Genomic DNA, 22,026 nt, shown 5'->3' with positions numbered 1-22,026 from the left:
AAAAGCGGGCCATGAGGCCCGCTTTTTCATCGGAGTCGACTGACTTAATCTGCGCGGCTGTCATCCAGAACCAGGGCTTCCAGCCCGGTGCCGTCGCCGATAATCAGCAGTGACTCAACCTCGCCAGCCGCATAAGGGACAGCCGTCAGACCGCTCACCAGAGCTGGTGCGGTCGTTTCATCTGCCACGATATCAATCGTGTATGTTGCCGGCGCCTGCGACAGATAGCCGGAATCCCGGCCTTTGGTCAGGTTACCCTCAGTGGCTGCGGCAGGAAGGATCGCTGTATTTTCGTACACATAGATATCCACCGTGGCTGCGGTTGCTGACGTCGATGCATGAACGAAGCGGATGTCTGCCTGAGTGTCATCCTGAGATGCGCGCTGATCGTTCAGCACGATCAGTCTGGCTTCGTTTGTTGCTGCAGAATTGCCATAGGCAATTACCGTGTAAGATTCACCACGCTCCAGCGTGACATCGTTTGTCAGGTTACTGAGCGTTGCCCCATCGGCCGGAGCGACCGCGATCTGCAGATCTCCAGGCTCAACTACCTGATACGCTTCGACAGACTTGTAGGCAAAGTCCTCAAGCAGCACCTCACCACCGGCGTAAACGTCCACCAGCATATCGTCCAGCGCGTGCACCACACGGATCTCGGCACTGTCATCAAGAATGGTCGTCGTACCGTCGTCATTCCAGACCACAACAGACACCGGAGAGTTACCCTTCGTACTGTTAACAGCAACGACGGCAAAATCGCCCGTAGTGACCAGGGTGTCGGCATCGAGCGCCTCAGTATCTACTTCGGTGGTCGACTGCTCGGCAATCACAACGAAGGTACCAGAATCGTACACCTGCGTGTCTGACGCATCGTCGGCAATGCGGATCTGATACTCACCACCGTCGATACTTTCAAGCAATGCGACACCATCATAAGCCACCGCATCAAGCGTCGGGGTCCCCAGAGCCGCATCTGGTTCAGTCACGAAGACATCGACGGCAGAGGCCGCAGTCGCAGCGTGGATTACCTTAGCGTCAGTGACACCGTTGTTGGCTGTCGCTGTATCACTGATGACCTTCACATCGAGCTCTGCAGCAGCATTCACCGCAAGCGCCGAATAGTATTCGTTAACGACAAAATTGAGATCGGCACTGTAGAGCACGGTAGACGTCCCAGCTTCGCGTAACTGCAGCGTCCGGGAGCCTTCTTCGACACGGGCGTAGGCGGAGCCATCCTGAAACGCGACATCACTGAGGATCACAACATTATCAAGCACCACGTCGACAACCGGAGCATCAGGAGATGCATGCAGCACCCGCAGATATGACTGACCCGTCACAGTGGCTTCACTGATTTGTGTGCTTTCTTCACCACCGCAGGCCATCAGACCTAAAGTGAGCGCCCCTAACGTGGCAAACTTCGCATAACTCATTCTTGTCACTCCATTTCTTATACTTATAACGCACATGATAACCGCCCGGGGAACATAAACCCTAATCATCCTTCCAACTTGACTCTGAACCCGGGCTTTGTCAGCCTGACATTCTTTATAGAGGAGTGACGGGTGTTCCGACGCATCATGCAATGCATTCTGATTCTGACGCTGTGCCAGTCGGCATGGGCGGGATCATTTCTGCGTGCTGAAAGCGCGGTCCGATACTGCGAACATACCAGTAAGCAGACAGATTTTCACGCCGCAGAGCATGCCATGCATCAGATGCATGGGTCCGTAGCAGACACTTCATCTGCAACAGATCACGACTGCTGCCAGAAAGACGTATCTCTCTGCCACCACCAGCAGTGTCATAACATCGTGTCACCTGGCTTAGCCATGCTTCCGGAGCTTATCAACCTGGGCTGGGTACCTTCTGAACATCAGTTCCAGAAATTACGAAGCCACCCGCTACCGCCACATATCACCCCGCCCGACCGTCCACCGACTCTCCTGCTCTGAGCTCATACAGCACATAAACCCGATGCTGAGGCGATCTGTCGTGACAGAGACGCCCGGATTTCATTGAGAACAGGATATTAATGATGACAACAGATTCCCGACTACCGGTGGTATCACGCCGCCGCTTCGTCACAGGAGCTGCCGGCAGTGCACTATTGCTGAGTACAGGATTGCCGGTACACGCGAAAGGTTCCATTAAAGAGTCACCTCAGGTGCCAGAACTCGCGGGTAAGGTGTTCAACCTGAACATCGGCCTGCAGGGCGTTAACTTCACAGGCAAAGACCGGTTAGCCACCACCGTGAACCAATCGCTACCAGCGCCAGTACTGCGCTGGAAAGAAGGCGAGCGCGTTCGCATCAATGTGACCAACAACCTTAAGCACATGAGTTCTATCCACTGGCATGGAATCATTCTGCCCAGCAATATGGATGGTGTACCAGGCTTCAGCTTCGGGGGTATCGCCCCCGGCGAGACCTTTACTTACGAATTCGATCTGAATCAGTCAGGCACTTACTGGTATCACAGCCACTCCGGATTTCAGGAACAGACAGGCGTGTACGGCGCGATTGTGATAGAGCCGAAAGACGCCGACCCGGTGGAATACGACCGGGATTACGTAGTGCTGCTCTCAGACTGGAGTGACGAACACCCCAGTGACATCTACGCCACCCTGAAAAAGATGGGGCACTACTACAATACCCGCGAACGTACTGTCGGCGACCTCTGGAGAGACATCCGGGAAAAGGGCCTGTCGGCAACCTGGAAAGATCGCCAGATGTGGAACGACATGCGGATGTCCGACCGGGATATTTCTGATGTCACAGGAATGACCTACACCTTCCTGATGAATGGCCAGACTCCGGACGATAACTGGACAGGACTATTTAACGCCGGAGAAAAGATCCGCCTGCGCTTTATTAATGCCGGTGCAATGACCTTATTCGACGTGCGCATTCCCGGCCTGAAAATGACGGTCGTATCCTCCGACGGGCAAAACATTCAACCGGTGACTGTCGATGAATTCCGCATGGGCACTGCCGAAACCTACGATGTGATTGTGGAGCCGGAAGCGGACAAGGCCTACACCATTTTTGCCCAAAGCATCGACCGCAGCGGTTACGCTTGCGGACGTCTGACCGCAGACCTCTCACTCACGGCAGACATTCCTGAAATGGATTACGCCCCCGTGCTGAGTCATATGGATATGGGAATGGATCACGGCTCTATGGATCATGGCTCTATGGATCATGGCTCTATGGATCATGGCTCTATGGATCACGGCTCCATGGGCCATGGGGATATGGATCATTCCATGCACTCCGGAATGGATCACTCGATGCATGCGGGCATGAATCACTCAATGGCCAATGCGACTGGTCTGGCAAAAGCCGGGATGGGCAGCGATGCCGAGATCGTACACCCCGAAAGTGAGAACGGGCCTCAGGTCGATATGCAGACCGAGATGCCAGTCAGTGGTCTTGATGACCCAGGCATCGGCCTGCGCGATCACGACACCCGTTATGGTCGCCGGGTACTGCGTTACAGCGATATCAAAAACCTCACACCGACACTCGATACTCGCGAACCCGGACGTGAAATTCAATTACACCTCACGGGAAATATGAGCCGTTATATCTGGTCGATGAATGGCATTCCGTTTGCCGATGCAGAGCCTCTGATTCTTCATTATGGCGAGCGGGTACGAATCACCCTGGTCAATGACACCATGATGACTCACCCGATTCACCTGCACGGTCTATGGAGTGAACTGGAAACCGGTGACCCCGACTATATTCCGCGTAAGCACACTATCATTGTGCATCCGGGAAAGAAAATCAGCTATCTGGTCACTGCAGACGCAGAAGGTCGCTGGGCCTATCACTGTCACCTGCTCTATCACATGGCTGGTATGTTCCGCGAAGTCAGGGTGGTTAAAGCAGGAGCTGATGAACACCATATGCACTCAGACCACATGATGCACGGAGGCCACTGATGACACATCTGAAAATGAAACCTCTGGTCACCGCTCTGAGTATTGCCATCGCAGGTCTGACTACCCAGGCGTATGCCATGGGCGACTACGACCCGGAAGTATTAAAAGTCACCGGCGATCAACTGGAATACCGCTTTCACGAAGGTGAAAAAGCACAGGTGTTTGAAGGCGATATTACCTACGGTAATTCGTTCAACAAAGTCCGCCTGAAAGCGGATGCGGAGCGCCACGAAGGTGAAATGGAAGAGCTGAACCTGCAAGCCTTGTGGCTACACGCCATCAGTCCTTACTGGGATCTGCAACTTGGCCTGAGCCGCGATATTCATCCTGATCCGGTGCGGAACCGGCTGGTTGTTGGTTTCGATGGCCTGGCACCCTATTTCTTTGAAACCGATGCCAGCCTGTTGGTTGATAAGGATGGACGCACCAGCCTGAACGTAACGGCAGAGCAGGAACTCATGTTCACTCAGAAGCTCGTGCTATCTCCAGAGTTCACTCTTGCTGCTCACAGCAACACCAGTGAGAAATACGGCGAAGGCAAAGGGCTGTCGAGTATCGGAGTAGGTCTGCGTCTCAAATACGAAATCGTCAGAGAGTTCGCGCCCTATGTCGGAGCAGTATGGAGCCGGAGTTTCGGCGACAGCGCCGACATAATTCGCGAAGAAGGTGGCGATATTCAATCGACGCAGTGGGTGGCAGGCGTAAGCTTCTGGTTCTGAGCTTCCGGCTCTTAACTAAAGCGCCTCTTACCGAGGCGCTACTTGCTTGCCATTGTAATATCGGAAACGAGCGTCGCGGGCATCACTTCTGATGTCTTCATCGATTTCCATAACGACTTCGAAGGTGCTGACATCGGCACCTTCTACCTCGTGAATCTGACTATCAGGCAGATAAAAGACTCGATGATCGTCTCTGTAATATCCATTGTCGATTCTTCGGAAACTTGAAGAATCTGCAGTAGTATCGGTTACTTCAGTACGCACATAAAACCGGTATCTATCATGCGCTACCCAGCTATTCAGTGGCGTAAATGACTGAGCATCTGCGCCTTCGACGAGAGCGCCCCCGTGATAAATATTCCCCTCACAGCGCGCCCAAGGCCTTTGAAATTCATCAAAAAATTCGAGTTTACTTCGGATACATCCGGGTAAAACCGTATCCCCGTAGATGACCGTTTCACCGCTAGCGACATAGTCACGGCTCCTGCTGAGATCATTCAACGCCTCAAGAGGTCCGCCAGGAGCCCCCTCGATAACCTCCCCACGGTAATACGTGTGTTTATTATCCCAGGCGTGGTACGCAAAGAAGTAACTCAGGTCGCCCTTGAACATATCAAACGACTCAGCGTCAGCTTCAACTATGGGTTTGGCATTAAAATATGCGGTGCTCCTGACTACGGAGTAGCCCTCGTTCTGAATCCCTTGAAGAAGATTAGAAATATTGCGGAACATGCCTGCGTTAAACGTGATAAACAGCGCCAGACAGCCAATCAGAAAATAACCGCTGGCCAGCCCCCAGAAGGACTTCCCAGCGAGACTCAGCAGCCCAAATATCCAGATTGGATACGACATATAGACCAGAAGCTGAATCATCCAGTCCAGACGATTAGAAGCACCAGGGCCACCCATGCCCATAATGGATACGATCCAGACCATGGGCCAGAGCATAAGCGCAAACGTAACCAGGATATTTCCGAGCAACCCCATAACCTACCAGCCCCACTCACTGGATGAAGTGTCTTCGACGACGGTTTTACCTTCGCTATCAATCTCTTTCTCTTCTCGCTTCGATGGGTAAAAACCAAGCGGTGGAAGTTCAGACTCGGGGACACCTTCGGTTGGGATAATCTGAATGCGGGAGAGGTAGTCCGTAAAGAAAGGCATCAGATGATCTTTAAGGCCCTCTGGCGGGAAAGTATCACGAGTCCAGCAGGATTTCGCCGAAAATATGACAATTAACACCAGGTTAGCAGACAATTCCGTAATGGCGTTCTCCCACTGCCCATAAAGGCCAGAAGCAGCATAAGCCCATGAACGTCCATTTACACTTAAAACAGAGAAATCTTCTGCCTTCCGAGGAGTCAGATCATCTTCCTCCCGGTCTTCGCTTGATTTCCAACGCTCATAAAATTTTAATGAATTACTACGGAGATCCTCAGAACCTTCCCACTTACGGCTCTCCATAAGCAGCTCAGATTTCGGCCATATCTGAATTTTTATCGGACATAACCAGTTGGGATGCTCTTTCATCAAATCATCATCAAGCAGAGCAAATCTTGTACGTAAAGGGATAATCTCCCCCGTATAGTCAGGATTTGATATCAGGCCCTGACACGTCGCTTCAAAGTGAAAGACATACTTATCGGTATACCTCGCCTCATCTTCACAATGAAACACCAGCCGGGCATCGTTCACTTGTATGCAATAAGTCGCCGTATTTTCAGGGAGGCTTACCTTAGGGAAGTTCATAAGTACCATTCCTTAATCTCAGACTGACTAGTTGAGTGCCAATACCCCACCAAGCCCCCGCCATAACTCAGAGAAGCTAATGTTCGTTTTATTCTTTTTCAGCTCACCATATTTTTTAAAAGCCGCAATGCTGTCTTCGCTTGTCGAATCGATATCAAACCGCTGATAAACACCCGAGGCAGCGGTTGTCGAGCTAGCATTCAGATTCGCCTTCCCCTTGAGGTTCTTCACCAACTTTTCCAACTGGCTATAAGGGGAATGAGGCGCAATAACTTCAAAGGTAAAGTTTGAAAGAGATACATTCCCCGCTCTCCCAAGCCTTTCAAGAGCACCCTGCAATAGCTTAGAAGCATCACCGTAGCAATATACGGTATATGAATCCTGAGCAACGCTGTTACTATCCCAACGGTTAATATTGACCGTTTTTGTAAATACTTCAGCAAGATCTTCAGGGCTTAAGATCTTAAATCGCTTTTCCGGGGTGTCATATTCTTCGCCGTTATTTACAACAGCTAAAGGGCAGTGATAGAGATTAAAGTCGGTCTTATATGTTGCTTGAGAACTAGCCTCTAGCAACTCGTCCGCTAATTCATCTAATTCCATCAAGCCTGAACTCGTTACTTGCGACCCCATTCTTAAGATATTCGTAGATAACGTTCCTTGTGGCTCAGCCGCCCCCCTCCAGCTACCAGCTTCGTGCTTCATCCGGAAGAGTCCAGTACCGGTACCCGCAGAGTTATTCTGAAAACGCTTAATGTCATGGATATACACTCCCGGACCCCGACTGTTTTCACTGCATTCCGCCTGCAGGATCCGATAGAACACCCGTACAAATCTCTGATCGATACTACCGATATCAGAGTAGAACTCAGCCGCATCTCCAACGGACTGGCCAGACTTCACACCGCCAGCAGTAGATGACAGCTGCTGCTGAATCTGAACCGCTACATTGCGCCCGACTTCACAGGTTGGATCAACACATTCCGTGAATGTCGCTATAAGGGAGGGGTCGATGTATACAGCACGTCCAACGCCTTCTTTAGCTTCCGACGAATAAACGAGGTAATTTGAGAGAGGTACATCAGCCATCATGCGTCCTTTGCAATGCAGTTCCATAATGGCCGACAGGATAAACGATTGGCCTGTTAAATCAATCTGTACAGGCCAGTTGTGAGATCTACTTCCGGGGTGGTATCGCGTAGCTGCCGACCGCATGCGCAACGGGTTCAGGCTGGCCTTCTGAATACAGGGATACCTCACCAACAACCAGCGACTTCCCGACTTTCATCAGTGAGCAATCCGCAATAATGTCTTTATCTGCCGCCGGTTTTCTCAGAAAGTTAACATTCAGACTGGTCGTCACTGCCATCGCCACCAGGCCTAGCTCACCGAGTATGGCGACATACAAGGCTGCATCGGCGACTTCCATCAATACTGGCCCAGATACCGTACCACCGGGGCGGAGGTGGTTCTGGGTGATCCGCTTTCGGATTTTCGCCGCTCTGTCACCCACATCTTCGATGACGAAGTCGGCTTGCGGGAAATCATTTTCGAAAAACTGCTCTAACTCTGACTTACTTGCCATAATCAACCTGACTAACATTGGGACAGAACACCATACAGTATAGGCGCCCCACTCAACGGAGACATTCGTCATGGCCCAGAGACTGACCGGAAAAAGCAAAGACCTTGATGGCTTCAGTGTGACCCGGATACTTCCTCACGCTCAGAAACGAATGGTTGGGCCTTTTATCTTCCTTGATCACATGGGGCCCGCCCATTTTGACGCGGGTCAGGGCATTGATGTGCGCCCTCACCCTCACATTGGCCTGGCTACCCTCACCTATCTTACAGAAGGATCCATTCTTCATAGGGACAGCCTGGGAAATCATGTAGAGATACTCCCGGGCGACGTAAACTGGATGACCGCAGGGCGAGGCATTGTTCATTCCGAACGCGAGACCCACGAAACCAAAGCGGCGCCTCACGCCATGAATGGCCTGCAATGCTGGATCGCACTGCCCGAACAGTTCGCAGAAATTGAACCGTCATTTACCCATCATAAGAAATGCCAGCTCCCCCAGTTTAATGAGAAAGGAGTATTCGCTCGCCTGATCGCCGGGGATGCACTGGGTATGACATCCCCCATCAAAACCTACTCCCCGATGTTCTTTCTCGACGTAATATTCAGCCAGGATACTCAGCTGGAACGTCCTGAGCCTGAACAGGAGTGCGCCATGTATGTACTGGAGGGCAAGATACATTACGAAGGCGAGACCTACGCGAAGGGCGATTTCGTACTGCTTGAGGCAGGCACAGAGCTGAATGCCCCAGAATACTCGCGGGTCATACTTCTTGGCGGAGAGCACTGGCCTGTCGTGCCTTACATTTACTGGAACTTCGTGTCCTTCAGCAAAGAACGCATTGAGCAGGCCAAAACCGACTGGGAGGAACAACGTTTTGCGGATATTCCGGGCGATAACCGCGAATACACGCCACTTCCCTGATTTCGCAAGGATCCCGTTGGTCAAACAGGTCACTGTCATCTACGCTTGAATATAGCCTGTTGCTTGCGCAGGCATATTCAATGTTCAGTCACAGTAGCCCGGAAATGAATCAGGACTCAAAAGCCAGCGCCATCGGCAGCTTTCTTAATATCCGAATATCTAACCCTATGGACTGGCGGCCGATCGACCGGTTTATCCTGCTCGCCTGTCTGGTCATTCTTGCGCCACTATCATTCGGCAGTACCATGTGGATCGCTAACACCCAGGTGCCGGAATGGCTCAACCAGCCTCTCGTCAGCTTCCTGACTGTTCTCTATATCGGGCATATCGCCGTCATGGTGGGCTTTATTCTGGCAGCGCTGAAGCTACGTCGTTACACCGACGACTGGCCGCTATTTGAGAATGTGATCATCGCCAGCTTCCTGATCGTCGTTCTCACAACCGGCTATCTGACCGGCACTTACCTGTCGGAAGCACTGTTGATTATATTTCTGGGAGTCATCATCACCTGTACGTTGGCGGACGTGAACAAAATACAGTTCTGTTTCTGGATAGTTGTGCCCCTTCTGGGCGGTATGTCGGCGCTGGACCTGATGCAGATTCTCCCCCACGCTATGCTTCTCGAAAAATCTCCGGTGGCTGACAACGGCCGTCCGTTTGATGGCTGGATGGCAATCCGGATGACCGTCGCCTTTATTCTCGCCCCCCTGATCTACCTCTGTATTCTGGCAATGAAGCGCTGGGCAGAACGGGAGAACCTCTACCTTGAGATGTCGACCATTGATGGCCTTACGCGTCTGTCAAACCGTAACTCTCTGATCACCCGGGGACAGGAAGAAATCCGTCGCGCCAGAGCCGCAGATTCAACGACCCTGCCGCCTCTCGCCTGCATCATGATCGACCTTGATCACTTCAAGCAGATCAATGACACCTGGGGGCATCATGCGGGTGACGAGGTGCTTGTCGCCGCGTCTAAAGTGATGATGGAGAACGCCCGCCCCAACGATGAAGTCGGCAGATACGGCGGTGAAGAATTTGCGGTACTGTTGCCGGGCACCACGCTGGTACAAGCGAAACTGATCGCCGAGCGTCTGCGCAAGCGCATCAGTCATATGGCCGTTGAAGTGGATGGTCAGAAAATAGAAGTGACGGCCAGCCTGGGAGTCGCCTGCTACCCATCACCGGGGGTTGAAGCCATGAGTGATCTGCTGAAGACCGCAGATAAAGCACTGTACGAGGCAAAAGAAACCGGACGGAATAAAGTCGTATCAGCCTGATACTCGGGGCAGATTTCAGAGGCGGATCAACCGGCCGCCTCTTCATTCAGCTTGTCGCGAACCGCCATCAATACTTTGCCGTAGTTATTTTTACCACGCATATCCCGGCCGCTCCCCCAGAAATAGTCATACATGGTCAGGTTCGAGATCTTAATCTCACCACTTTCCAGTAGTTTGTCCGCCACTTCCCGATGTGTCCGGCACTTGGTATAAGTGCCCCGGATCATGTAAGTCACACTATTTTTCTTCCAGTCTTTACGACGCTTCTTAAACTTCGCATGACCAAGCTTTACGGCTTGCTTCGGATGCTCGGCATGACGAATCTGCTCGCGATAACCGGCATCCTCAAATTTCATTGCCTGATAGTAATGCTCAACCGACGGCCACTCAGCGCCATCAAGCTCAAAAGCATGTTTTGACCAGGCTGACAGCGGATCATTGGCGTCATCGCGGTTGACGGTCAAGAGTTCGACTTTTGGGTGTTCAAGCATTGGTTTGGCTCTATTGCTAAATTACCTTTTCGGCTTATATGTGACTCTTATATTGCGACCCACATCTTCACCTTCTATCGATAATACATCTCTATGAGCAAGCATGTATACATCAAGTGCCAATTCAAAGCTTTCACTTTTTCGAGATAACCAAAGGCCTCGTAAAAATACGTAATGGTAATACAAATAATACGCCAATCGTCCCCTCAAGCGCTCAGCCTCAACAATACGATCGACCTGTGCTTAAACGCTCTTTTGTACCTTAGAGGAAATTCAAAGGAAACGCTCCTTCCCTATTCGAGCTCTTCTATGAAAACGTATCCTAGAAATTTGTTACTCACTACAACCTCCATATTTCTACAGTACTCTTTCCGTCATACTAATCCCGAAGATATCCAGAATATTTTCTCGACTACAATAGTAGCGATATAACACAGCAACCAAAGACTATCAGGATCTTAGTTCTCTGACTTTTCGTTCTATAATTAGAACAATCACTAGGATCAAATTGAACATATAAAAACCAACATACCCAAAAGCTATCGAAATTGAATAAATGAGGAAAAGAAACAGTGAAATTACAGCCAGAGTGCTAGAGTAACCAATTACCCTTGCTAGCAATACTCCTAACATCAGTAGTATTCCAGAAGCCAATGGCACCAGAAAGATAAATAAATAATCCAAACCCGTAAGCGCAATATGCATTTTCAAGAAATAATCTGGAAAATTGGAATCACCTCGAAAAGCGTAGATTGGATTGGCAAGGATCGTATAAAACAATGCCAGAAACATGTGTGCATAAAAACTTAACGCCTTGATCTCACTGAGATCTTTCATCCTTAACACAGCATCTCTCCTAGTGTATCGGCTATGACAATCGGTATAACCGAAATCAAAAAAAGCATACCAGAAGATATAAACTTCTGTTCTGACAACTGACATATAGCGCAAGACAAGTCTCTTCGAAGAAAAATCAGACTAAAAAAATATTATTCGAAAGCATCCAACTCTTTGAAAAACCTAACGGACCTATCAATACTCTAAATAAAAAAAACGCCACTAAAAAGCGGCGTTTTTTTCTAACTCAACCGATAAGCGGTTTCGCAAGTTAGCAATCGCGTCACGAGCGCAGTAGCGATTTGTAAGACCGTCGCGAGCGATGATGAGACAAGGCAAAAATTTCTGGGGGAGCGGAGTGTACAAGTAGTACATGAGCACCCCACGGAAATTTTTAACGCCGTATCATCGAGCGCAGCAGGTATTACTGGCCCTTAATTTCAGAACGGCCCTTGTATGGCGCTTTCGCTCCGAGTTGTTCTTCAATACGCAGCAGACGGTTGTACTTAGCAACACGGTCTGAACGGCACAGTGAGCCAGTCTTGATCTGGCCAGCAGCAGTACCGACTGCCAGGTCAGCGATGGTCGCGTCTTCAGTTTCACCTGAACGGTGAGAGATCACAGCGGTATAGCCTGCATCTTTCGCCATTTTGATCGCATCCAGAGTTTCTGACAGAGAACCGATCTGGTTGAACTTGATCAGAATAGAGTTGGCGATATCTTTTTCGATACCTTCTTTCAGAATCTTGGTGTTGGTTACGAACAGGTCGTCGCCCACCAGCTGTACTTTGCTGCCCAGTTTTTCGGTCTGGTATTTCCAGCCAGCCCAGTCAGATTCGTCCTGACCGTCTTCGATAGAAACGATTGGGTACTGGTCACACAGCTCTGCCAGATAGTCAGAGAATTCTTCAGCGGTGAAGACTTTGCCTTCGCCTTTCAGATCGTACTTACCGTCGTTGTAGAATTCAGAAGACGCGCAGTCCAGAGCCAGAGTGACGTTCTTGTCCAGCTCGTAGCCAGCGTTAGATACGGCTTCTTTGATCGCTGCCAGTGCATCGGCGTTAGACGCCAGGTTTGGTGCGAAACCACCTTCGTCGCCAACGGCAGTGTTCAGGCCCTGAGAAGACAGTACTTTCTTCAGTGCGTGGAAGATTTCTGCACCACAACGCAGTGCTTCAGCGAACGTAGGTGCGCCAACTGGCTGTACCATGAATTCCTGAATATCAACGTTGTTGTCTGCGTGCTCACCACCGTTGATGATGTTCATCATGGGTACTGGCATAGAGTAAACGCCTGGGGTGCCGTTGATGTCTGCGATGTGTTCGTACAGTTCAACGCCTTTTGCAGCCGCAGCGGCTTTGGCAGCAGCCAGTGACACGGCCAGGATGGCGTTTGCGCCCATGTTGGCTTTGTTGTCAGTGCCGTCGATCTCGAGCATTTTGTTGTCGAGTGCGCGCTGGTCCAGTGCATCCATACCGACCAGGGCAGGCTTGATGGTGTCGTTTACGTTAGCAACGGCTTTCAATACGCCTTTACCCAGGTAACGGCTTTTATCGCCATCACGCAGTTCCAGTGCTTCGCGGGTACCGGTAGATGCGCCGCTTGGAGCACATGCTGTACCGAAGAAACCACCTTCCAGGGTGACGTCTGCTTCGATGGTTGGGTTACCACGAGAATCCAGCACTTCGCGTGCTTTGATGTCGATAATCTTCGCCATTTTAATCTCCAGATTTAGGACAGGACGCACTCTCGTGCGCCGCTTATCAGGCAATGTTTAAAGTTAAAGTGTTTAAAAATTATTTGTTGTTCAGAGCCGCTTTAATAAAGGCTGAGAACAGGCCATGGCCATCACGTGGTGTCGAGGTAAATTCCGGATGGAACTGACATGCCACAAACCATGGGTGATCTGGTACTTCCACAACTTCCACCAGTTCGCCGTCAACAGAGCGACCAGCGATACGCAGGCCGGCTTCTTCCAGCTGTGGTACCAGTGAAGAGTTCACTTCGTAGCGGTGGCGGTGACGTTCAGTGATGATGTCTTTGCCGTACGCTGCTGCGGTGTTTGATCCCGGAGTCAGAACACACTCCTGACCGCCAAGGCGCATCGTGCCGCCGAGGTCAGAGTTTTCGTCACGGGTTTCAACGTTACCGGACGCATCCTGCCATTCAGTGATCAGGCCAACCACAGGGTGCTTGGTATCGTGAGTAAACTCAGTCGACTGTGCGTCTTTCCAACCCACAACGTTACGGGCGAACTCGATTACAGCCACCTGCATACCCAGACAGATACCCAGGTATGGAATTTTGTTTTCACGTGCGTACTGAACCGTACGGATCTTGCCTTCAACGCCACGGTTACCGAAACCGCCCGGTACCAGAATCGCATCAACGCCGCTCAGTACCTCAACGCCTTTGCGTTCAACATCTTCGGCGTCGATGTAGCGGATGTTCACTTTGGCGCGGTGGTGAATGCCGGCATGATCAATCGCTTCGATCAACGACTTGTAGGCATCCAGCAGGTCCATGTACTTACCGACCATAGCGATGGTCACTTCTTCTTCCGGGTTGAGTTTGGCGTCGGCCACGTCATCCCATTCAGAGAGGTCAGCTTCTTTGCATGACAGATCGAACTTCTCAACGATCAGGTCATCGAGGCCGGCTTCGTGCAGCATGCGTGGAATCTTATAAATCGTATCGGCGTCTTCCAGTGGAACCACCGCACGCTCTTCAACGTTGGTGAAGAGTGCAATCTTACGCAGCGAAGATGCATCGATCTTGTGATCAGAACGGCAGATCAGGACATCAGGCTGCAGACCGATGGTGCGCATCTCTTTTACTGAGTGCTGAGTCGGCTTGGTCTTTGTTTCACCTGCGGTCGCGATGTACGGCACCAGTGTCAGGTGCAGAGACAGCGCGCGCTTGGAGCCCAGCTCGACTTTCATCTGACGGACCGCTTCAAGGAACGGCTGAGATTCGATATCGCCCACGGTGCCACCGATTTCGACCAGAGCAACGTCTGAGCCTTCAGCGCCTTCAAGTACACGACGTTTGATTTCGTCAGTGATGTGCGGAATCACCTGCACAGTACCGCCCAGATAGTCACCGCGACGCTCTTTCGCCAGCACGTCCGTATAAATACGACCTGTGGTGAAGTTGTTGCGGCGTGACATGGTGGTACGGATGAAACGCTCATAGTGACCCAGGTCGAGGTCAGTCTCGGCGCCATCGTTGGTCACAAAGACCTCACCGTGCTGGAACGGGCTCATCGTGCCCGGGTCCACGTTGATGTACGGGTCGAGCTTGAGCATGGTGACCTTAAGGCCACGGGCTTCCAGAATGGCAGCCAGAGATGCAGAAGCGATGCCTTTCCCCAAAGAAGAAACAACACCACCCGTGACAAAGATAAAACGTGTCATAGAAGGTCCGCGAGCAGAGATGAAAAATTTGTTTCAGAGTGGCTGTCAGGCTTGCTTGAGAACTATGCGCAGCGCGCGGTAAGCAGCTTCAGACCCCTCTCTTAAGATGGGAGGGCAGTTTACCTGAATCGGCTTCGTGGGTAAATGAAACTGGCGCTTTTCTTTGTCTGTGAGGTCTGCTAGTTTTCAGTAATCTTTATCCTTTCCGGACGATACTGAATATGTATCCAGCGCGCGTGATGTGGCTATGCAAACCTGCCTCTCTATGGTGGCAGGCACACTCACGCGCAGCACATAGGTAAGGATCCACAGAGTCCACACCGGTTAAGGCTGCGAAAGAGCAGCTTTGAACGGTTTTTCACCGCACTTATTTTCTCTCTCGCAGCCACCACAAAGCACCATAACGACAAAGGAATCAACATGGCTGCCCCACAGACAGGGCCTGTCCCTGACACCGAAAACACCTCTCCGGATGATCCGGGGAACATACGCTTTGGCCTTATCCTCGCCTTAAGTGCTGCCTTTCTGTTTTCAACCAAGCCGATCATCATCAAGTGGCTGTATGGCCTCGGCATGACGGCGATGCCGCTTATGGGCCTGCGCATGGTCATTGCCCTGCCTGTTTATCTGATCATCGGAGCAGTACTCTGGGGTCGTATGAAGAAGAAGCCGAAGGCGACTGATGTTGCACGCGCGGCGGCGGTCGGCCTGCTCGGCTACTACCTGGCCTCATTACTTGATCTGTCCGGACTGGAGTACGTCAGCGCTCAGCTGGAACGTCTGATGCTGTACGCCTACCCAAGCATGGTGGTGGTGATTGGCGCGCTGTTTTTTGGCGCAAAAGTCAGCAGAACCGTGATCCCTGCGTTGGTGCTTACTTACATTGGATTAGGCATTGTGTATGGCCACGACCTGCAGATCGCCCCTCCGGGCACCAGCGAAGCCGACATTACCAAGGGCACGCTGTTAATTCTTGGGAGCGCTCTGTCGTTCTCGCTGTTTATTCTGTTCAGCAAGCGCAGTATTGCTGAGCTCGGGAGCCTTTTTTTCACCTGTATTTCCATGGGATCGGCCACGGTAGCAACCCTACTGCACTATGCGATCAGTGAAGGGCTGGTGATTCCTGAGATGGACACACCTCGTTGGACAGGCACATTGGTGCTCGCAATCATGGCGACAGTTCTCCCTTCGTTCATGGTCAGCGAAGCCATCAAACGGATTGGCCCAGCGAAAGCCAGCGTCTCAGGCACGATAGGCCCGGTAATGACCACGATTATGGCTATTCTGTTTCTGGGAGAACCGTTTGGCTGGACGGCCGTGATCGGTATGGCACTGGTGATGCTTGGCGTATCGCGCCTGAAGTAGCCCGGAAGCGACCCGTTCAACCGACACTGGAGAATCTATACAGACTGCTACAATTGTATAGATTCTTCTTTCAACCACCGTTGAAAGCGCGGACGCCCCTCAATACACAGCTAGCCAGGAGTTATCCATGTCGAAGTCTGTTGCTGACTATCTCACCCGTGAGGGGGCTGCCCTCCCCAGAACACTCACTAAGGCCGTAATTCTGTCATCCTCTGCACTCCTGATGACCATGGTTTCCTCTCACAGCATTGCCAGCCCGGATATTTCAGGTGGGATATGGTTTAACTACCAGCACCAACAGAACGACGAATCTCAAGAGAACAGCTGGGGAGTAATCGACAGCGAAGCGCTGGTGATTTATGCCGATGGCCAGGTCGCAGGCACACCCTGGAGCTATTCTGCGGAAACGCGGTTCGGCCCGGGTGCCTTCACCGATACCGAAAACAACAGCACTGGCGGTCAGTTCGCTCTTCACAAGGCCTGGGTTGGTTACCAGTTTGACGATGGTCCGCAGGTGCTGATTGGCAAAAACCAGGTTCCTTTTGCATGGGCCACCTATAACTTCTGGCCGGGCGATATGTTTCTCGCCGGCTACGGCGACCAGATGGATGTTGGCGTAAAAGTGTCTCAGACGCTGGACCGGCTGCACTACGACGCCGCCCTCTTTCTGGCGGATGACTGGAGCACCAGTACAGACACCATGGATGACAACGGCCACTGGGGCAGTAAAGCCACATACAGGAAAGTACAGACGCTGGTCGGCAATCTGTCTTATGCACTGAATGGTTATGTTCAGGTCGGTGTGTCTGCTCAGAGCGGCGGCTTGCAGGAGCTGATCTCAGGCACCGGCGAAGTCAGTGGTGATCATTCCGCTGCTGCCCTCTACTACACAGCAAACTATTACGGCTTCTGGGGTAAGGTGTCGGCCATCACCACAGAGCGGAATCTGCCAGAGGAATATCTGGACGCCACTGTAGAAAACACCCGTTACGCCGCCGAACTCGGATACAGCATTGGCAACTGGTCGTTCTACACGGATCTGACCTACGCAGAGCCGGGCACCGAAGGTAACGACAGTAACACCATCCGCGCCTTCGCTCCCGGCCTGAGCTACAAATATGGCCCTGGTTGGATGTACCTCGAGTACCTGACACAAAACGGCTATTTCGACCGTGACGGACAGGCGTTAGAGGGGGACTTTGATGCCCTGTATGCCACGATCGATTTTTATTTCTGAATGGATTAAATAAATACCCACTGCAGACTTTTTAAAGACTCATCCGCAGTTGGCGCTTTTCCCTCTTCTGCCCGCGTATTATGCTGGTCGCTACTGTGCCAATACCTAAAAAGGGAATGACTTATGGCCGCGGGCAGCCTTCTCGCATTACTTGATGATATCGCCTCAATACTTGATGACGTTGCAGCGATGTCAAAACTCGCAGCTAAGAAGACTTCAGGTGTACTTGGTGACGACCTCGCGCTGAATGCTCAGCAAGTGACTGGCATCCGTGCTGAACGCGAATTACCTGTCGTCTGGGCCGTTACCCGGGGATCGCTGTTAAACAAGCTGATACTTGTGCCATCGGCTCTGATCATCAGTGCATTTCTGCCCCAAGCGATTATCTGGCTGATGATGATTGGTGGCGCATATCTCTGCTTTGAAGGGGTAGAAAAACTGGTACATAAGTTTTTCCCCCACGAAGAAGAGAAAGAGGAGCGACGCGCAGCCGTGGCAGATCAATCTGTCGACATGGTGGCTTTTGAAAAAGAGAAGATTAAAGGGGCTATCCGGACCGACTTTATTCTGTCCGCAGAAATTATTGTTATTTCACTGGGCACCATGGCCGAAGCTGCACTTCTGACACAGATTATTGCACTGTCCGTACTGGCGCTGTTATTTACTTTTGGCGTTTATGGTCTGGTGGCAGGGATAGTGAAACTGGATGATGCCGGCCTCTGGCTGACAGAGCAGCGCAATGCTGCATTAGGCAGATTTAAAGCCCTGCTCGGACGATTCTTGCTGAACCTCGCGCCCCGCCTGATGAAGCTTCTGTCCGTGGTTGGCACTCTGGCAATGTTTCTCGTGGGAGGCGGTATTCTCGCTCACCATATTCCGGCGCTCGAACACTGGGTTCATGACACCTCACAAAGCCTGAGCTACCTTGCCATCCCTGGTGCAGCCACCCTGATCGCCATGATGGCTAATCTGACGACTGGCGTTCTGGCCGGAATCGCAGTGCTGATCCCGGTGACTCTGATTAAAAAGCTCCGCTCTTAAACCGGGTTGTCGATGTCGATAAATTCGACGTCGACCGGAAACTCATCGGCCAGATATTCACCCAGAGCCTTTGCACCGTAACGCTCTGTGGCGTGGTGTCCGGCACTGAAAAAGTGAGTACCGGTTTCTCGCGCAAGGTGCACCGCAGGCTCGTTAATCTCGCCAGTCAGGAAGGCATCGACGCCAGCATTCACAGCTTTCTGCAGGTATCCCTGAGCACCACCAGTACACCAGGCGATGGTTTCTATGGTGTCATTCTCTTCGCCGATATGAAGCGGTTCACGTTTAAGGCACTCACCCAGCCAGGCGCGGAATTCTTTACCACTCATCGGACGCGGCAGGCGCCCTATATTTCCGGGCACGGACAGGTCGCTTTCGTCCAGAGGCCCATCCACCTGAAGCCCAAGCACGTCAGCCAGCTGAGCGTTATTTCCGTATATGGGGTGCATATCCAGTGGCAGGTGATAGGCAATCAGATTGATATCGTTCGCGAGGAGGCTTTTCAGTCGCTCACGTTTTATGCCGGTGATACGTTCGTCCTCACCTTTCCAGAAATAACCATGGTGAACCAGAATGGTATCCGCCCCACGCTCAATCGCGGCATCGATCAGCGCCTGACTGGCGGTGACCCCCGTTACGATACTGGAAATATGCTCTGCGCCCGCCACTTGCAGACCATTGGGACAATAATCGCGGATACGATGGCTCTGCAGAAGATTATCGAGATGCTTTAACAGTTCCTTACGCTCGACAGCCATGGTCTTGTCACCTGTAAATTTGTTAAATTAGCAGCAGTTTATCACCAGCACCCCGGATCTCTGAACTGTGCCAGTCTGCATCGGCCAACATGAGGGTGCTTTATGCTCTCCGTACAGGCCGTCAGGTCTGTCGGAACACCAGGAGTTATCAGATGTCTTTGGTGCAAGGATTTGCAGTGCGCTTTCTGCTTCCGGCAATTGTCGGGGGCGTTATCGCTATCTCAATTCTTACCCTGGCCCCACACTGGGTCTACCCTGAGCGCCTGATTCTCAGCGCGCCACTGATTGAAGAGGAGGTCGTAGTCCCTCCCACTGAAACTCCGGTAACGCCACCGCCTGTTGCCAGCGGCCCGGTCAGTTACGCAGACGCTGTCGCTTCTGCGGCACCTGCAGTGGTGAATATTTATACCCGTAAGCGGGTTCAGCGTAAGACACACCCACTGCTGAATGACCCCGCTTTCCAGCGATTTTTCCGTAACAGCCCGCAGCCCAGCGAGCGAATGCAGTCCAGCCTGGGCTCCGGCGTCATCATGTCGGAAAATGGCTACATCATCACCAACTACCATGTGGTTAACGGCGCCGATGAGATCGTTGTTTCTCTGCATGATGGTCGTGAAGCCAACGCAACGATCACAGGAACCGACCCGGAAGCGGATCTCGCGGTTCTGCACGTCAACCTTCAGCCATTACCCGTAATTACGAAAGCCGCTGCAGATAAAGTGCGTGTTGGTGATGTCGTGCTCGCGATCGGTAACCCTTTCGGTGTGGGTCAGACCGTCACCATGGGCATTGTTTCGGCGACAGGACGCAATCGCGTTGGGCTGAACACCTTCGAAAATTACATCCAGACGGACGCAGCGATTAACCCCGGCAACTCCGGTGGCGCCTTGATTAACGCATTAGGGCAACTCGTTGGGATCAATACCGCAATTTACTCTCAGTCAGGGGGGAGCGAAGGAATAGGTTTTGCAATTCCTGCGCACCTCGCACTGAGGGCCACCAACGATATCGCAAAATACGGCACGACTATCCGCGGCTGGCTGGGGATTGAAGTACAGGAAGCCACACCTGAATTATTGACCGCACTGAAACTTCCCGGTGCCCTGACAGGCTTGCTGGTCACCGGCATATTTCCCGATGGTCCTGCGAGTCAGGCCGGGCTGAAAGTCGGTGATATTATTCTTTCAATTAATGGGGAAGAGACCAGCAACGCCAGAGCTGCCATGAACCGGATCGCTGAATTACGTCCGGGAGACGAGATTGCTGTTGAGTATCTTCGGGCAGGAAAGACGGCGACAACCCGCGCAATTGCGGGTCGACGCCAGACCAAGTAATACTCAGAGAATGTCCTGAAGCGCAGCAAACAGCTGCGCATTTTCTTCAGGCGCTCCAACCGTAAAGCGCAGACAGTCACTCAACAGAGGGTGGCCACCATCCAGGCACTTAATCAGAATTTTCTTCTCTTTCAACGCATCAAAAATAACGCGCGCATTTTTTTCCGGGCATCGGGCAAGAATAAAATTTGCCTCTGAAGGATAAGTTTCGAACCCCAGACCAGCCAGAACATTCATCATGTTTTCGCGCTCGCTCCGCAACACTGCGCACTGCTCCATCAGCACGTTATAGTGCTTCAACGCAAATGCTGCAGACGCCTGAGTCAGAACATTGATGTTGTAAGGCATGCGGATTTTATCAATTTCATTCAGCCACTCAGAACGACCAAACAGCATACCCAGACGCAGACCCGCAAGACCGACTTTAGACAGCGTACGCATCACCACCACGTTATAGAAACGGTCGAGCCAGCTCAGGTGGTTGCGACTGGAGAATGGCAGGTATGCCTCATCAAGCACCACCAGACCATTCGACGCCTCGATAATCGCCACCAGATCATCTTCTGCCCATAAATTGCCGGTCGGGTTATTCGGCTGCGCCAGGAAAATCAGCGCCGGATTCTTCTCAGCGATCACCGCCAGCATCGCATCGCGATCAAGCGAGAAATCAGACTTCAGCGGGACACCGACATAATCGGTGCCAACGAACGTCGAAATCATCTTATACATCACAAAGCCCGGCTCTGGTGCCATTACACAAGCCCCCGGCTTTGCTACTGCCATCGTCAACAGCTGAATAATCTCGTCAGACCCATTGCCGAGCAGAATGCCATATTGCTCAGGCACTTCCATCACCTCACGCAGACCGGCAACCACCTCTGGCGCAACAGGATGCGGATAACGATTCAGCGCGCAGCCGGCTAATAAAGTCTGCCACTCGGCCTTCATCGCTTCAGGCCACTGGAATGGATTCTCCATCGCATCGAGCTTGATCATGCCGCTGGCGTTACCGACGTGGTATGCCTGTAATGCGCGGATTTCAGGGCGGATGAGATTTTCGACGAGTGCGTCTATCGACATGAGATGGGCCTGTGGTCTGAGGTTTCGAGGCGGGCATTATACATCGGTGGCCACCTTCGGTGGGAGGGGGCTTAGGCTGCCGCCGGGTTCCTATGCCCTTGTTGGCAGTAGCTGCCTTCGGCAGGGAGGCTTTCCTGGCTGCCGCCAGGCCTTTGTTTTTTCTGCAAGGGGCAGGCCCCTTCCGATCCTCAAGGTTTATAGCTGCCTTCGGCAGGGAGACTTTTTTGGCTGCCGCCAGGTCTATATGCCCTTGTTGGGGGATTGCA

The 22,026-nt window shown here is 51.9% G+C and carries 19 protein-coding genes; 9 read left to right on the top strand and 10 right to left on the bottom strand.

Annotated elements, in window-relative coordinates; genetic code table 11:
* Nucleotides 1-44: 44 nt before the first annotated feature.
* Nucleotides 45-1,433: a DUF4397 domain-containing protein gene (locus tag Q1L85_RS14155; protein ID WP_300427718.1), complete on the bottom strand. Its 1,389-nt coding sequence runs from the start codon at nt 1,431-1,433 to the stop codon at nt 45-47.
* A gap of 132 nt (nt 1,434-1,565) precedes the next feature.
* Here Q1L85_RS14155 and Q1L85_RS14150 point away from each other — a divergent pair, with 132 nt between their 5' ends.
* From Q1L85_RS14150 to Q1L85_RS14140, 3 genes are all read left to right on the top strand, one after another.
* A complete protein-coding gene (locus tag Q1L85_RS14150; RefSeq protein ID WP_300427717.1) occupies nt 1,566-1,955 on the top strand; it encodes a hypothetical protein in 390 nt (129 codons plus the stop codon).
* 83 nt (nt 1,956-2,038) lie between these two features.
* The gene (locus Q1L85_RS14145; protein WP_300427731.1) at nt 2,039-3,949 is read left to right on the top strand and encodes a copper resistance system multicopper oxidase; all 1,911 of its coding nucleotides are present in this window, start codon (nt 2,039-2,041) and stop codon (nt 3,947-3,949) included.
* Complete coding sequence (locus Q1L85_RS14140) at nt 3,949-4,668, top strand: copper resistance protein B (protein WP_300427715.1); 720 nt, start codon at nt 3,949-3,951, stop codon at nt 4,666-4,668. The genes Q1L85_RS14145 and Q1L85_RS14140 overlap by 1 nt, the downstream gene beginning before the upstream one ends.
* A gap of 27 nt (nt 4,669-4,695) precedes the next feature.
* Here Q1L85_RS14140 and Q1L85_RS14135 read toward each other — a convergent pair whose 3' ends face one another.
* From Q1L85_RS14135 to Q1L85_RS14120, 4 genes are all read right to left on the bottom strand, one after another.
* On the bottom strand, nt 4,696-5,655 hold the full coding sequence (locus Q1L85_RS14135; protein WP_300427713.1) for a DKNYY domain-containing protein: 960 nt from the start codon (nt 5,653-5,655) through the stop codon (nt 4,696-4,698).
* A gap of 3 nt (nt 5,656-5,658) precedes the next feature.
* Nucleotides 5,659-6,417 (bottom strand): hypothetical protein, encoded by a 759-nt coding sequence (locus Q1L85_RS14130; RefSeq protein WP_300427710.1) that lies wholly within the window; start codon nt 6,415-6,417, stop codon nt 5,659-5,661.
* A 27-nt stretch (nt 6,418-6,444) separates the two neighbouring features.
* A complete protein-coding gene (locus Q1L85_RS14125; RefSeq protein ID WP_300433443.1) occupies nt 6,445-7,506 on the bottom strand; it encodes a hypothetical protein in 1,062 nt (353 codons plus the stop codon).
* A gap of 88 nt (nt 7,507-7,594) precedes the next feature.
* On the bottom strand, nt 7,595-8,002 hold the full coding sequence (locus Q1L85_RS14120) for a PaaI family thioesterase (protein ID WP_300427833.1): 408 nt from the start codon (nt 8,000-8,002) through the stop codon (nt 7,595-7,597).
* 70 nt (nt 8,003-8,072) lie between these two features.
* On the opposite strand from Q1L85_RS14120, the gene Q1L85_RS14115 reads away from it, so the two are divergent.
* Both Q1L85_RS14115 and Q1L85_RS14110 read left to right on the top strand, forming a co-directional pair.
* Complete coding sequence (locus tag Q1L85_RS14115) at nt 8,073-8,924, top strand: pirin family protein (protein WP_300427831.1); 852 nt, start codon at nt 8,073-8,075, stop codon at nt 8,922-8,924.
* 80 nt (nt 8,925-9,004) lie between these two features.
* On the top strand, nt 9,005-10,201 hold the full coding sequence (locus Q1L85_RS14110) for a GGDEF domain-containing protein (RefSeq protein WP_300427829.1): 1,197 nt from the start codon (nt 9,005-9,007) through the stop codon (nt 10,199-10,201).
* A 26-nt stretch (nt 10,202-10,227) separates the two neighbouring features.
* Here the strand turns inward: Q1L85_RS14110 and Q1L85_RS14105 are convergent, their stop codons facing one another.
* The 3 genes from Q1L85_RS14105 to Q1L85_RS14095 all read right to left on the bottom strand — a co-directional run bounded on the left by Q1L85_RS14105 (nt 10,228) and on the right by Q1L85_RS14095 (nt 14,945).
* Nucleotides 10,228-10,692 (bottom strand): NADAR family protein, encoded by a 465-nt coding sequence (locus tag Q1L85_RS14105; RefSeq protein WP_300427827.1) that lies wholly within the window; start codon nt 10,690-10,692, stop codon nt 10,228-10,230.
* A gap of 1,261 nt (nt 10,693-11,953) precedes the next feature.
* The gene (gene eno, locus Q1L85_RS14100) at nt 11,954-13,246 is read right to left on the bottom strand and encodes a phosphopyruvate hydratase (protein WP_300427826.1); all 1,293 of its coding nucleotides are present in this window, start codon (nt 13,244-13,246) and stop codon (nt 11,954-11,956) included.
* 79 nt (nt 13,247-13,325) lie between these two features.
* Nucleotides 13,326-14,945, bottom strand: a complete 1,620-nt coding sequence (locus Q1L85_RS14095) for a CTP synthase (protein ID WP_300427824.1) — start codon at nt 14,943-14,945, stop codon at nt 13,326-13,328.
* 420 nt (nt 14,946-15,365) lie between these two features.
* Between Q1L85_RS14095 and Q1L85_RS14090 the strand changes: the two genes are divergently transcribed.
* From Q1L85_RS14090 to Q1L85_RS14080, 3 genes are all read left to right on the top strand, one after another.
* Nucleotides 15,366-16,310 (top strand): DMT family transporter, encoded by a 945-nt coding sequence (locus tag Q1L85_RS14090; RefSeq protein WP_300427822.1) that lies wholly within the window; start codon nt 15,366-15,368, stop codon nt 16,308-16,310.
* A 127-nt stretch (nt 16,311-16,437) separates the two neighbouring features.
* On the top strand, nt 16,438-17,547 hold the full coding sequence (locus tag Q1L85_RS14085) for a hypothetical protein (protein ID WP_300427820.1): 1,110 nt from the start codon (nt 16,438-16,440) through the stop codon (nt 17,545-17,547).
* A 123-nt stretch (nt 17,548-17,670) separates the two neighbouring features.
* On the top strand, nt 17,671-18,588 hold the full coding sequence (locus Q1L85_RS14080; RefSeq protein WP_300427819.1) for a DUF808 domain-containing protein: 918 nt from the start codon (nt 17,671-17,673) through the stop codon (nt 18,586-18,588).
* On the opposite strand, the gene Q1L85_RS14075 is transcribed toward Q1L85_RS14080, so the two are convergent.
* Entirely contained in the window at nt 18,585-19,346 is a 762-nt protein-coding gene (locus tag Q1L85_RS14075; RefSeq protein WP_300427817.1) for a Nif3-like dinuclear metal center hexameric protein, read from the bottom strand. The two genes, Q1L85_RS14080 and Q1L85_RS14075, sit on opposite strands and share 4 nt — an antisense overlap.
* 152 nt (nt 19,347-19,498) lie before the next feature.
* On the opposite strand from Q1L85_RS14075, the gene Q1L85_RS14070 reads away from it, so the two are divergent.
* The gene (locus Q1L85_RS14070; protein ID WP_300427815.1) at nt 19,499-20,680 is read left to right on the top strand and encodes a trypsin-like peptidase domain-containing protein; all 1,182 of its coding nucleotides are present in this window, start codon (nt 19,499-19,501) and stop codon (nt 20,678-20,680) included.
* A gap of 3 nt (nt 20,681-20,683) precedes the next feature.
* Here Q1L85_RS14070 and hisC read toward each other — a convergent pair whose 3' ends face one another.
* Nucleotides 20,684-21,760: a histidinol-phosphate transaminase gene (gene hisC / locus Q1L85_RS14065; protein ID WP_300427814.1), complete on the bottom strand. Its 1,077-nt coding sequence runs from the start codon at nt 21,758-21,760 to the stop codon at nt 20,684-20,686.
* Nucleotides 21,761-22,026 lie beyond the last annotated feature (266 nt).

The organism is uncultured Thalassolituus sp. (assembly GCF_950066645.1).
Classification (GTDB): Bacteria; Pseudomonadota; Gammaproteobacteria; order Pseudomonadales; family Oceanobacteraceae; genus Thalassolituus.
The sequence above is the reverse complement of the archived record's forward strand: the minus strand, read 5'-3'. Positions and strand labels throughout refer to the sequence as shown.